This is a genomic window from Simiduia curdlanivorans, assembly GCF_030409605.1.
In the GTDB taxonomy this organism is placed as follows: domain Bacteria; phylum Pseudomonadota; class Gammaproteobacteria; order Pseudomonadales; family Cellvibrionaceae; genus Simiduia; species Simiduia curdlanivorans.
Genome location: NZ_JAUFQG010000006.1, coordinates 1,192,760 through 1,205,311 on the forward strand (window position 1 = coordinate 1,192,760; position 12,552 = coordinate 1,205,311).

The window sequence follows — 12,552 nt, forward strand, 5'->3', positions numbered from 1 at the left end:
ATGTTTACTTGTTACTTAAATAAGACAGGGATATTGAATCGGCTTCGCAGGCAGCAAGTAAATAGTTCTAATCGAAACTGCGTAAAAAACCTATTCTCTTGATCAACCACTGAAGGCGTTTCCGCGAGGTAATAATAGCAATTACTTGAACAAAAAATGGCCTCAACCTTTACATACAAGCTTCAAACACCCACAGCGGTCACCCTTGGCCTGGAGCTTGGGGCTTGAGGCTTGAGGCTTGAGGCTTTTCACTAAGCCTACTTCTTATCCATCAAGTCTTTCAAATTGGCAAAAGGGTTGTGGGTCGCCGGCGCTATTTCTTTGGGCTTGGTTGAGCCATAGAGAATATGCTCGTGAAATTTGGCGTGTTCCATGTCGTGGCAATAGATACACAACAATTCCCAGTTGCTGCCATCGGACGGGTTGTTGTCGTGATTGTGGTCGCGGTGATGTACGGTTAACTCGCGCAAGTTGGAGTAAACAAACTCGCGGGTACAGCGTCCACACACCCAAGGGTACATTTTTAAGGCGCGATCGCGATAGCCTTTTTCTTGCTGAAGATAACTCGATGGGGGTTTCTGAGAAGACATAACCTAAGGCCTGTTCAGTATCACTTTGCGAGGCTTGCTAGTAACAATTTGTTAACGCTAAGCACAACACCTAGCGTTAATAAAATCAGGGGTATTAAGACTATTTAGCTTACTTTACGTTCAATTTTCGACACGCAGCATGTAAGTGCTCGGCGGCTTCGCGCCCGAGCGCAGTGAGGTAGCCACCGTCCACATGATCAACCAAACCCTTATCAAACAGACGCTTTGCGGCAGCGACAGATTCAGCGCTCGCCGCATTACTGTGCACTTTCAGCCCCGCTTGAGCGCTGCTCATATCAAATTGCAGCAGCAAACTAATTTCATCGCGCAGTTCGTTAGTCAAAATCATAAACGCCTCACTGTACGTTTTTCAACCAAGAGGCGCCAATAACATTCGCCCCACAGAACTCTGACATTAGCAGCCTTACTCCCGCATTGCCAAGTGATTATTTGCGCCCCTGGCCCGAGCCCTTCCTAGCGCTTTTTATCTTTTACCGCGGTAATTTTAGTACGAATGATTTTTGTTTGACTGGTCTTATTGCTGCGCTGCTTAGCGGGGGCTTTGGCCACCTTATCCATGAGCTGATCGCGCCCAGTGACTTCAAAACCGGGCATGCTTATGCGTTTAACTTTAGCGCCAATAAGTCGCTCAATATTATTCAGTGCTCGCTCTTCTTCGCGACTGACAAATGAAATTGCCTGACCCTTTTTACCGGCGCGGCCAGTGCGGCCAATACGATGCACATAGTCTTCGGCCAGGTAGGGAAGATTGACATTAACCACATGCTCTAAGCCATCGATATCCAAGCCGCGCGCGGCAACCTCGGTGGCGATCAACACTTGAATTTTGCCCTCTTTGAAATCTGCCAGTGCACGCCGGCGCGCACCGTGGCTGATATCGCTATGACACAAAGCCGCGGTAATTTTTTCTGCTTTAAGGGCCAACATTAATTGGTCGGCCTGGGCTTTGGTGCTGGTGAACACCAATACCTGATACCAATTTTTTTCTTCAATTAAGGTGATCAGCAATTCCGCTTTGCGCCGCTCTTCAACCGGATAGGCAACATGCTCAACGGTATCGGCTGTGGCATTCTGTTTCGCCACGCTGACAATTTGTGGGCTCTTCAACAGCTTGTTGGCGAGATTGCGCACCGCCTGAGAGCTGGTGGCAGAAAACAGCAAGGTCTGGCGCTGCTTATTGGTATTTTGCAGCAGCGTGGTAACGTCGGTGATAAAGCCCATGTCTAACATGCGATCGGCTTCATCCATCACCAGAAATTCCACCTGCGCCAAACTCACGGTGCAGGCGACCAGATGTTCCAATAAGCGACCCGGTGTAGCAATTAAAATATCCACCCCGGCAGATAACTTTTTCTCTTGCGCACTGAGCTTGCCGCCACCATAAATTGCCAGCACCTTAAAGGGTAGAAATTGCGCGTAGGCCTTCACCGTTTCACCCAACTGCTCGGCCAACTCTCGCGTAGGCGTAAGGATAAGCGCGCGTGGGCTATTGGGCTGCGTGACTTTTGGCTTGTCGTGCATTTGCTGCAAGATCGGCAAGGTAAAAGCGGCAGTTTTTCCAGTGCCGGTTTGCGCATTGGCAAGCAGGTCTTTACCCCGGCGTGCAGGAATGATGGCCTGCTGCTGAATGGGCGTCATTTGCCGATAGCCACAAGCTTCAACTGCTTTTTGGAGATCAGGGGCTAAATCTAGGGAAGAAAACAACATAGGGCGTCCTCGGCAAAACCAATAGCTTCATATTCGGACGGGGATTATAGGGGGTTTTGCCCTGCGCCGTTAGGTAAAAGGCGAGGAGGACCGCAACCAACCTAAACTGGGTACTGGTTGCAGTGTTGGTTTAACTACTGGCGAAGCTGTTGACTGGTGCCTTAGCTGTGCCGCAAGCCCGGTGGCCGGTCCCCGCGCAGCATAAGCCCAACTCGGTTCGTGAGCCGTCAGCTAAAGCTCGGCGTCGCCATCGAGCGCAGCAATGCGCACCAGCTCTGGACCTTGAAAATGCGCCTGCCGCAAGGCCTGCAATAGATCGGCATCCACCGACCCGCCGCCGCCGCTGGCCAGCAGCGATTGCAACTCGATCTGATAACCGTCTACCCGCGCCTGCCACTGTTGGTTTTCTTGATCTACCAGCGCCAAGCGCTGCGCCGCGTCTTCGCCATAGGCTTTTACGCGTGTGCTGTAGAGGGTTTCTGGGTCAGCCCCTTGAGCAACAAGCGCCTTCTCCTCGGCTCTAACCCGCGCCACGAGACTAGCCTGTGTTTCAGAAGCGACTATCCAGTCCGGCGCCTGCTCATCGATATCCAACAGGGCAGTTTGTTGCTGCTCGGGCGTGAGCCGTGGGTCAGCAATAACCCGCGCTCGCTGCATTTGGTAGTCATCGTATTGATCGTCCTGAAGAAATAGTGCCGCGCTGTCTGCCTCGGAAAAAAAGCGCAGGCGCTCGGCTTGCACTAGCTGTTTCATTTGCGCGACTCGAGCCAACTCATACCCCTTGCCAGAGTTAGCGCTAATAAAATCATTTTTTACCTCGCCTAAATAATTTCGGTATTGTAAATAAGATTCCATTAACGCTAGCGCCTTATCCAAATTCGCGCCTGCCAATTGCGTCTGCAGCGCATGATGGATGCGCGCCACTATATTATCTAAGGACTCTTCGCCCAGTGCCGACAAGTAGTGTTCGAATAAAAATCTTATTTTTCCATCAACCACCAACTCGCCCTGGTCATTAACGGTCAAGGATTCGGGCGCTGGCTGCCCGGCCAAGGATGCGGGTAGGGTTTGAATAAAGGCCGCAAAGGCCAGATCGGGTTCAGAAGCCGTTTCAACCAGCGCCGTAATGGCTTCTGGCGCCAGTGTTTTTTCGCCCACGAAGACAATTTCAGCGGCATTAACAGAGGGTTGTTCGGCAACCGAAGGGCGGGCTCCCTGTTCGCTAAAAAACTGAACGACACCCAGACCAGTGATAACACAGGCGCTAAAAATGAGAGACTTTTTCATAATCTATTCGTTGCATTGAATAACATAGGTATTGGGGCCGCGGCGCAGCCCCGATACTTTTAAGAGGTTTTGCCGGTACAACGGCTACAGGCCGGCAGCCTTCAAACGCCGCGCGTGCTCGACATAAATTTGCACGGGATTAGACGACCAAAGCCCACGCAAGCCAAACATGCCATTGATTTCATCGGCGTGGTTAAGCGTGTAGTCATCGCGAATAACTTTGCCCATGTGAGATGAACAGCGCCCCACTAAGCCATCGTTAGATTCACCAATGGCGAGCCATGTAACACTCAACAACCCATCGGCTAAGTCGAGCACATTAGAGTCGAACAGCGGCGTGTAAATACCACTCCAGGAGTAATAGCGCACCCCATTCACCTGATGCGCACCGTCGTTCACCGAATAATTTTTAACATAGTTAGGCCACCACCAAGAACCGGCATTGTAAGTGGGCGTGGTTTTACAACTGCCAGTGCGCAAACCTTGCGGATGAATAGCATTGAAGGCCTTTGCGCCTTGGGTATTTAACGACTCTAACGAACCCATGGCATTTTGTTGTTGCGAAGTATCACCAGAAAGCGCAGCCAACAACACCCCTACGGCGTTACCAATGGCCAAGGTTGGCCCCTCCAAGGGCGAATCTTTAATTAGATCGGCCACTGGCGAACCAAAGTGCGGCGAGCCCACAGAGGTAACAGAGGCGACCAAATCCGGCCTTACGGAAGCCACATAGCGCGCCGTTGGCCCGCCTTGCGAGTGACCGATTAAATTCACCTTGGCGGCACCGGTTACGGCCAATAATTGCTGTACATAGGCCAGTAACTCTTCGCCTCTAGCGGCATTGCTTTCGTAACCCGTTACCTGTGGTGTATACACAGCGTTAGCGCCAACACCGCGCAAGGCGCCTTTAACACCGTAGAAATAATCGGCCAGAATGCTGTCAAAACCCGAAAGCCCATGCACTAACACGATGGGGTATTTTGTTTTTCCGGTGCTATCGGCACTGAATGCCTGGGGAATTGAAAAACTACAACCGAGAAGCACCAACACCAATACAAGTTTGATTTTCATTGCACGTCCTTACTTGAGGTTTATTTTTATATTTATTTTTCTGAGCGCATCTTTTACCCCATTGCGGAGCCTAAACGCCTCAACATCCTCAGAACAATTCAGTCACACGATCGACAACATCGCACTACCAAGTTGTTCGTGGCTACCTCTGTTACCGCCCACGCGAGCTGCTTGAATGTAAAAAAACAATAGTGAGGTTGTCTGGTAAAGACAATTTGGAGGTGCGCTTTTTTGTGACGGATCGGTCATCGTTACTGAAAGTAAAGAGTGACCAAGGAGTCCGGTAAAACCCCGGTAACTGACGGGCAATTGGTAACACTGGCTAACACGAACGTACCTACTGCAATAAGTACACGCGGTGTACTGCAGTCATCCACCGGTCGCCCGATTACCGCCACGCGAAGTCTTCAAATGAAAATTCAACCCTGCGCGGGATATAAACCAAACAGGGCAACTCTTCATGGCATCGAAAAGTAGCGAAAAAAAAGGCGACCGAAGGGCCGCCAAGAGGTCACTGAGATAACCGAGGTAAACACAGACTCACAGGAGATTAACTTGTTCGGTCGCGGTATAGCTCTGCAAACCGAAGTGGCCGTAATTAAAACTAAAGCTCTGCGTCTCGCCGGCGATTTGACTCGAATGGACACCATAAATTAGGCAGCTGCCGGTACCGCAGACAATTTGATCCACCCAACTTTTCATGGAATAAACACGAGCGCCCAACGTTTTTCCATAGAGCCAATCTAAAAACGGGCTAGACACCGAAAGACCCTGTGCACCACAAGTTGTACTGTACACATAGAAAGGATAAACACCGCAGGACATCAAGCCCCGGTAGGCACCGGCAATACCCACAAAAGCGTCGACCTTAGACGCCATATTGAGCTTAATAATCTGCTGCGCTACCAAGGTCACTCCCATTGAATGACCAATAACATCAACCTTGCCCGTGCAAGATTGCGCGAGCGCAGAACTTAACGCATTTTTTACCGGCGTTTCCTCGGAGCCGCTATGATTGTTACAAGCCGCGCAGGTTTTTGAGCCCCAATCGGGGCGAAATATCTGGTTGGCAGCCCAACCTCGCGCACGCAGTTCATTATAAGTGGCAGACCAGTCTGAGGGCGAGCCGGCGTTACCATGCACCAGCACCACATTATCTTTGCACGCGGCCTGGGCCAACACCGAGAAACTGAACAGAAGAATAGAAACTAAAGTAAACAGTGGGAATGGACGTTGCTTCATCTTAACTACCCTAACCAAGGCACGACTTTTTGCGTCTGCAAAATCTATCGTGCACCATGAAAAGAATCACAGATTCATCTACATCGTTACTAAAAATTAAGCTGTGAAATTATTGTTATATCAACGCCCTAAACGCTACACCCTGAAACAGGGCATGGCGACTAGACCAAAGTAGCATGCTGACTAGAATGTAAGGCTAGGGGGCTGAACTTGCGGTTTGCTAAGCAAAAAATCTCAGAATTTTTTTCCAACCGTTATAAAGTACTGCGGATGATTGAACTGCATCTCGCCGGCATCACCGAAATCCAGCTTAGCATTAAGCTGGCGCAGGCTAGCGCCAAGGGTAATATCACTGTCGAATAGGATATCGACACCTAGCTTGCCGTAAAAGCCCAACGCGCCCTTGGTGTGCCTGCCTGCGGAGGAAACCACGACAGTTCCAGATTGCGGCGTTGGCACCGGCTCGCTATCGTCTACATCTAATGAGCCGATAAGCAATGCCGGCCCGGCACTGGCATAAAATCGTAAGTGATCGCCCAGATGAATACCGGTGTAAGCGCCCATATAAAGATCAACCAGCCAAAACTCATTATCAATCTTCGCCGCAACAGCGCCGCCGTTATTACCCGCAGCCGCGACATAACTGGTATCGTTTTTAAACGACACTAAACCGCCAGTCTCGTAGCCGTACTCAAGCGCTGCGTCGCCAAAGTTCATCTGCACAGCACCGCCGCCATATAACAAATCACCTAAGTCTGCTGCCAAGGGTTCGCCACTGGTATCCTCGTCTATCTGCCAAACATCCTCAGCCTGTAACCAGCCAACCACGCCCTGTAAATAACGCTCATTAGGCTCAGCTTGACATAAACCTGCACACAACAATGCCGTGGAAAAAACAACGGATACTTTTACCATGATAAGGTTACACTCCCTGTAAAAATTAACAGTCAGAAATAAACAGTTTGCATTATAAACCTATAATAAGAGCCATATAGCAAGCCTATACAAATAAGCGTGTTAAATTTTTATTCGCCAAAAACCACTTGCCACCCAGCTTTCGCCAGTAAATTCAATTTTCTAACCGTAAAACCATCAGCCTGTACCGGTTCGCCATCGATGAAGGTACTCACTACGCTTAACTCAGTCCATTCACTTACAGGCTGCGCTAATGGGTTACCATTAAGCAAAGTGAAGTCTGCTTTTTTCCCAACCGCGATACTACCCAAATTATCTTCTTCAAAAATTTGCCAAGCCGCATCTAGGGTTAGCATCCTGATTACTTGCTCAGGACTGACTTGTTGATCGGCGCCAATCACAACATCACTTAATTGGCTCGTGCGCGTGACCGAAGTTTGCATTGCCTTGAATACATTCAACGGCGAGCTCGGGCTATCGGTGTGAAAGCTTACCTTGTGGCCAGCAGTTAAGGCCCAAGCCTGTGGCATAAACCGTTCGGATCGCTCAGGTCCAATAATGAAGTCACGGAGGGCTTCACCATAATAGCGAATATGTTCAATGTAAAACGAAGTGGTCACGCCTAGTTGCTTAGCGCGCGCTAGTTGCGATTGGGTGATAAGCGCAAGGTGCTCCATGCGATGGCGATGATCAATGCGCGGGTTCTTAACTGCTGCAAGCGCGACGGCATTCAAAAACTGATCCACCGCACGCTCACCCTGCGCATGCGCACTGATTTGCCAACCGGCATCGTGATAGTGCTGCACTAACGCATTCAGCTCGGCATCGCTGTAGGTTAAATGGCCGCGACTCGCAGTGGGAATACCCAAGCTTTTTTGGCTTAACTCTGTGTCGAGATAGGGCTCTGCCATTGCCATGCCACCGGCATAAGGCGAGCCATCAATCCATAACTTCACCCCCAGCACAGCAAATCTTTCACTGCCTTGATGAGGGCCATAGTCATTGCTTGTCGCATTCGCGGCATCAAGTGTGTGTGCGAGCGGGTAAGTCCGCAACCGAACCGGTGCACCGATATAGTCGGTGGCAAACTGAATTGCTTCAATGGTTTGAGGCATGAGAGGTTGCAGTCCCGGCGCGACAATTGTTGTGTAGCCTGCACGCGCATAAGCTTGGATCTGGTTTTCTAATAAATATTGATAGGCTGCCCGCGGATATCTGGGTGTAACCTTTTTAAAATACGCGATGGCGGGAATCTCAATCACGGTGCCGGTTAACTCGCCTTCTGCATCTTTTTCAAAGGCTCCGCCATTGGGGTCGGGCGTATTCTTGGTCACGCCCGCTAACGCAAACGCCTGACTATTGGCAAACGCCGTGTGCAGTGTTTGAGTAATAATGAGTAATGGGTTGTTTGGCGCTATCTCATCTAATTGCGCCATCGTCGGCGCCGCTAAGTCATTGAGCATGGCCGGGTCCCAGCCATAGGCAATCACCCAATCGCCTGCACTCGCACTCGCCACACCCTCGCGCAAACTACGCCACACGGCATCTGAATTCCGATGGTTAAAACCCGACACATCGACCGTTTGCCCCATCAATGCCGACAATATCGGGTGCGTATGCGCGTCGATAAAACCCGGTAATAAGGTATTGCCAGCAAGATCGACCCAATCAGTTTTGTCGTTCGCGTACGCTCTCGCCAGCACAAGATCACCGGCAAAGATTATCTTCCCTTCTTTAATCGCCACGGCTTGTACAAGGGGCTGCTCATCATTAACCGTAAGAATAGTGCCACCTGAAAAAATGCGATCCGCCACTAGGTCATGGTGATTGGAAGTTGCACCTAAACAAGTACTAAAAAATACGAGGGCAATGGCAAGGAATTTGAAATTATTCGGCATAATCACCTTAATTTACGGCGCATGACGGCCATCATTATTTATGGCACCGAGTGAGGTTTCGGGCTCAACAGTTCATCTAAGGTCAACTTATAACTGGGCGCAAAAACCTGTAGGAAATATTCTACTTCGGGCAATTGGTAACTCGCCAAGCGCCCCTGAATATCCTCGGCGGCTTTCCTGAACTCTTGATTACCGGTGGCCAACTCAGCTTGGCATTTTAGATAAGCCGATAGCGTGTCGGCGGCTTTAATCAATTTTTTGTGCTCGGTGGGCAATTGCGACTCAAGCATCACCGCGGCAAAATCTGCCTGCAATGCTTTTGGCAGCAAACTCACAAGTTCACTTTCTGCTTCGTGCTCAATAGCCTTATAGGCCGTCTGAATGGCAGACGAATGATATTTAATTGGCGACGGCATATCGCCAGTGATGACTTCGCTGCAATCGTGGTACAGAGACGCGGCAGCTAACGCATTGGCATCCACATGACCATTAAAAATGCGGTTGCGGATAATGCCCAGTGCGTGCGCGATGGTGGCCACCTCCCAACTGTGCTCCATGACATTTTCTGGAATAGCATTGCGCTTTAAGCCCCAGCGAATAATCCAGCGAATTTTACTGATGTAGGCAAAGAAGTGGCTCTTAATGTCAGCTGTTGCAGTCATGATGATTATCGCTATTGGTTGTAATGGCTTTAAAACAAGCGGTGTGCCAAGCCACCTGCTCGCGCCCGTAAATGTCATCTTGCTGCTGCTCGAACACGCAGGTCAAGCCATGCAGACAAGCACTCGCGTTTAATTCAGCAAAGCTAACCGGGAAAAAGTTGCGCCCGTCATCAGGGCCAGAACGCAAACTGATCACTAACAGGCCTTCGGGTTTCAATAGCGACCGAACAGAGGCCATCGCGGTGTGACGCTGTACCTGATTGAGGTGCATCCACACGGCGCTAATTAACACTAAATCACATTGCACCTCCATCTGCTTAAGGCGCGACAAATGCGGCAAGCTATCGTCGAGCCAACGAATAGTCGCGGGGCTCTGCGCGCTCGCCAGAGCCCGCAACCCGGGCGCAGGTTCAACCGCCGTCACGGTCCAACCCAAACGGCTTAACCAAGTCGCATCGCGACCGGCGCCAGCGCCGATATCGCAGGCTTGCCCCGGCACTGGCGGCAACAAATGCCGCCAGTGGGCATGCACGGCTTCGGCGCTTACCCCCCGATACTGGGCAAATAAGCGCAGACTGTGTTGGTCGTAATAATTCATCGCGTTATCGCCCACCGACAAATGCCCCCTTAACCCTGCAGCTTTATCAACTCGCGCTACAAGACTCACGTGAACGCCATTAAACCACAGACAACCAAGGCCAATGACTTGAGCGAGACAAGGACCACTGCATCGGCGCCTAAGTTAAGACGCGATATAACGCCAGCCACAATTCGGATAAGCGGTACGATAGAACCGCTTAGACCTCTAACCAAGTGTAAAGCCATCACACTTCCGCGAAATGCATACATCTATGCGCGCGCCCTGCGACCCCAATAAATTGCAGGTTATAAGATTTTAGAGAATTTTATCGACATATATTTAGAATTTTAACGATTTTAGCGGAAGACATTGAACTTCGCTGTGGCTCGACAAGCGCCTTGACAACGTTGTATCAAGGAGACTAGATTTGACAACGTTGTCCATCGGCATAGCTGCAAACGAGCAAGTAGTCGGGCAATCACCATAACAAAACTTGGATGCACTTAGCCTTACCGCAATCCAGGCACAGGGCGTGCCGGTCAGAAACGATCAAGCAATAACAATAAAACGAGAGGTACGGCTCAGCTTCGAGCCAATCAATAGGTAGATCTGCGAAGGATAGTCGCAGGCGTCGCGTTATGTGGTAACTGAGGTAATAACCCGGTGTCCTGAGTGGGTGCACACCCACCGGCTGTCTTCAAATCATTACAGTCACTAAGGATTTAACCATGAAAATAAGACTTTCGGCCCTTCTACTGCTCGGCGCTTTCGCCGCAGAAGGCCATGCCACAGACTGCTCCAATTTACCCCAATACAGCGACGGCGCCAGCTACGCCAACGGCGCGCAAGTACAAAATCTATCCAGCGCTTACAGCTGCAAAGTTAGCGGCTGGTGTACCGTGGGCGGGCCCTACGCACCGGGCCAAGGCTGGGCTTGGAGCGAGGCGTGGAATAATTTAGGCGTGTGCGACGGCAGCTCATCTAGCTCGTCCTCCTCATCAGGCGGCAGCACCTCGTCCGGCTCAACCTCTTCGGGCGGCAGCACCTCTTCGGGATCAACGTCTTCGGGCGGCAGCACCAGTTCTGGCTCATCGTCGGGCTCGTCTAGCGGCTCCTCCTCAGGCGGTAGCTGCGATGCCAGCATTCCCTTGTGGAACGCCACCGCTATCTACAACGGCGGCGCCAAAGTGCAGTATTTGGGCACCGGCTATAGCGCAAAATATTGGACTCAAGGCGACAACCCAAGCACCTCGGGCGAATGGGGCCCCTGGAAAAACGACGGCACCTGCAGCGGCTCTTCCAGCTCCGGCAGCTCTTCGGGCTCGACGTCGAGCAGCTCTGGCAGTTCAAGTGGTTCAACGTCTAGCTCTTCTGGCAGCTCAAGCGGCTCAACCTCTAGCTCATCGTCTGGCAGTTCAAGTTCCTCGGGCGGCAGCTCGTCCTCTGGTGGTGATAAAGTGATTGGCTACTTCGCCCAGTGGGGCGTTTACGGTCGCAATTACCATGTGAAAAATATCGACACCAGCGGCTCGGCCGCCAAGCTTAGCCATATCCTCTATGCTTTCGGCAACGTGCAAAACGGTAAGTGTGTGATTGGCGATGCCTACGCAGACTACGACCGTTTCTACAGCGCCGCCGATAGCGTTGACGGTGTAGCCGATAGCTGGGATGCCGGTTCACTGCGCGGCTCGTTTAACCAATTGCGCAAACTGAAAGCCAAATACCCACACATCAAAGTTATATGGTCTTTCGGTGGCTGGACTTGGTCAGGTGGCTTCGGTCAAGCGGCAGCAAATGCCGACAGCTTCGCCAACTCTTGCTACGACCTAGTGTTCGACCCACGTTGGGCCGGAGTGTTTGATGGCATCGACATCGACTGGGAATACCCTAACGAATGCGGTTTAAGCTGTGACAACAGTGGCTTCTACGGTTATTCCGATTTGATGCGCGCACTGCGCAATCGCTTCGGCAACGACAAGCTCGTCACCTCCGCAATTGGCGCTGGCGAAGCTAAAATTAACGCAGCCGATTACGGTGGCGCGGCACAGTATTTAGATTTCTACATGCTGATGACCTATGACTTCTTTGGCGCTTTTGCCAAAAATGGGCCAACCGCACCGCACTCTGCGCTAACCGACTACGCCGGCATTCCAACCCCTGGTTTCTATTCCGATAACGGCGTGCAAGTGCTGAAGAGCAAAGGCGTTCCGGCCGATAAAATTCTCTTAGGCATTGGTTTCTACGGTCGCGGTTGGACCGGTGTTACCCAAGCGGCGCCAGGCGGTTCAGCCACAGGTGCAGCACCAGGCACTTACGAGGCTGGCATTGAAGACTACAAAGTCTTGAAAAATACCTGCCCATCTAACGGCACAATCGCGGGCACGGCTTACGCCTACTGCGGTAACAACTGGTGGAGCTACGATACCCCAAGCACCATCGCCGGTAAGATGAACTACATTCGCAGCCAAGGTTTAGGCGGCGCTTTCTTCTGGGAATTAAGCGGCGACACCACCAACGGCGAATTGATTGAAGCCATAAAAACCAATCAGTAAAACCCACGGCGCGTGTTTCGGCACGCG

At 51.2% G+C, this 12,552-nt stretch carries 11 protein-coding genes; 1 reads left to right on the forward strand and 10 read right to left on the reverse strand.

Annotation, left to right across the window (positions count from 1 at the left end; genetic code table 11):
• Nucleotides 1-257: 257 nt before the first annotated feature.
• The 10 genes from QWY82_RS19120 to QWY82_RS19165 form a co-directional block, all read right to left on the reverse strand.
• Complete coding sequence (locus QWY82_RS19120; protein ID WP_290265504.1) at nt 258-590, reverse strand: YajD family HNH nuclease; 333 nt, start codon at nt 588-590, stop codon at nt 258-260.
• A 109-nt stretch (nt 591-699) separates the two neighbouring features.
• The gene (locus QWY82_RS19125) at nt 700-939 is read right to left on the reverse strand and encodes a TIGR02647 family protein (protein WP_290265505.1); all 240 of its coding nucleotides are present in this window, start codon (nt 937-939) and stop codon (nt 700-702) included.
• 125 nt (nt 940-1,064) lie between these two features.
• Complete coding sequence (locus QWY82_RS19130; protein WP_290265506.1) at nt 1,065-2,318, reverse strand: DEAD/DEAH box helicase; 1,254 nt, start codon at nt 2,316-2,318, stop codon at nt 1,065-1,067.
• A 231-nt stretch (nt 2,319-2,549) separates the two neighbouring features.
• Complete coding sequence (locus QWY82_RS19135) at nt 2,550-3,605, reverse strand: lipase secretion chaperone (protein ID WP_290265507.1); 1,056 nt, start codon at nt 3,603-3,605, stop codon at nt 2,550-2,552.
• An 84-nt stretch (nt 3,606-3,689) separates the two neighbouring features.
• A complete protein-coding gene (locus QWY82_RS19140; RefSeq protein ID WP_290265508.1) occupies nt 3,690-4,676 on the reverse strand; it encodes a lipase family alpha/beta hydrolase in 987 nt (328 codons plus the stop codon).
• Between the two features lie 540 nt (nt 4,677-5,216).
• Nucleotides 5,217-5,918: an esterase/lipase family protein gene (locus tag QWY82_RS19145; protein WP_290265509.1), complete on the reverse strand. Its 702-nt coding sequence runs from the start codon at nt 5,916-5,918 to the stop codon at nt 5,217-5,219.
• Between the two features lie 234 nt (nt 5,919-6,152).
• Nucleotides 6,153-6,833, reverse strand: coding sequence for a hypothetical protein (locus QWY82_RS19150; protein ID WP_290265510.1), 681 nt, complete (start codon nt 6,831-6,833; stop codon nt 6,153-6,155).
• A gap of 110 nt (nt 6,834-6,943) precedes the next feature.
• The gene (locus QWY82_RS19155) at nt 6,944-8,731 is read right to left on the reverse strand and encodes an amidohydrolase (RefSeq protein WP_290265511.1); all 1,788 of its coding nucleotides are present in this window, start codon (nt 8,729-8,731) and stop codon (nt 6,944-6,946) included.
• A 38-nt stretch (nt 8,732-8,769) separates the two neighbouring features.
• The gene (yfbR, locus tag QWY82_RS19160) at nt 8,770-9,393 is read right to left on the reverse strand and encodes a 5'-deoxynucleotidase (protein ID WP_290265512.1); all 624 of its coding nucleotides are present in this window, start codon (nt 9,391-9,393) and stop codon (nt 8,770-8,772) included.
• Nucleotides 9,377-10,060 (reverse strand): class I SAM-dependent methyltransferase, encoded by a 684-nt coding sequence (locus QWY82_RS19165; protein ID WP_290265513.1) that lies wholly within the window; start codon nt 10,058-10,060, stop codon nt 9,377-9,379. Before QWY82_RS19165 ends, yfbR begins: the two co-directional genes overlap by 17 nt.
• A 641-nt stretch (nt 10,061-10,701) precedes the next feature.
• Between QWY82_RS19165 and QWY82_RS19170 the strand changes: the two genes are divergently transcribed.
• Nucleotides 10,702-12,525 (forward strand): glycosyl hydrolase family 18 protein, encoded by a 1,824-nt coding sequence (locus QWY82_RS19170; RefSeq protein ID WP_290265514.1) that lies wholly within the window; start codon nt 10,702-10,704, stop codon nt 12,523-12,525.
• The last annotated feature ends 27 nt before the right edge of the window (nt 12,526-12,552 follow it).

Coding starts and splice junctions, on each gene's coding strand:
- QWY82_RS19120 (WP_290265504.1), bottom strand. CDS start 590: ATGTCTTCTCAGAAACCCCCATCGAGTTATCTTCAGCAAGAAAAAGGC.
- QWY82_RS19125 (WP_290265505.1), bottom strand. CDS start 939: ATGATTTTGACTAACGAACTGCGCGATGAAATTAGTTTGCTGCTGCAA.
- QWY82_RS19130 (WP_290265506.1), bottom strand. CDS start 2,318: ATGTTGTTTTCTTCCCTAGATTTAGCCCCTGATCTCCAAAAAGCAGTT.
- QWY82_RS19135 (WP_290265507.1), bottom strand. CDS start 3,605: ATGAAAAAGTCTCTCATTTTTAGCGCCTGTGTTATCACTGGTCTGGGT.
- QWY82_RS19140 (WP_290265508.1), bottom strand. CDS start 4,676: ATGAAAATCAAACTTGTATTGGTGTTGGTGCTTCTCGGTTGTAGTTTT.
- QWY82_RS19145 (WP_290265509.1), bottom strand. CDS start 5,918: ATGAAGCAACGTCCATTCCCACTGTTTACTTTAGTTTCTATTCTTCTG.
- QWY82_RS19150 (WP_290265510.1), bottom strand. CDS start 6,833: ATGGTAAAAGTATCCGTTGTTTTTTCCACGGCATTGTTGTGTGCAGGT.
- QWY82_RS19155 (WP_290265511.1), bottom strand. CDS start 8,731: ATGCCGAATAATTTCAAATTCCTTGCCATTGCCCTCGTATTTTTTAGT.
- yfbR (WP_290265512.1), bottom strand. CDS start 9,393: ATGACTGCAACAGCTGACATTAAGAGCCACTTCTTTGCCTACATCAGT.
- QWY82_RS19170 (WP_290265514.1), top strand. CDS start 10,702: ATGAAAATAAGACTTTCGGCCCTTCTACTGCTCGGCGCTTTCGCCGCA.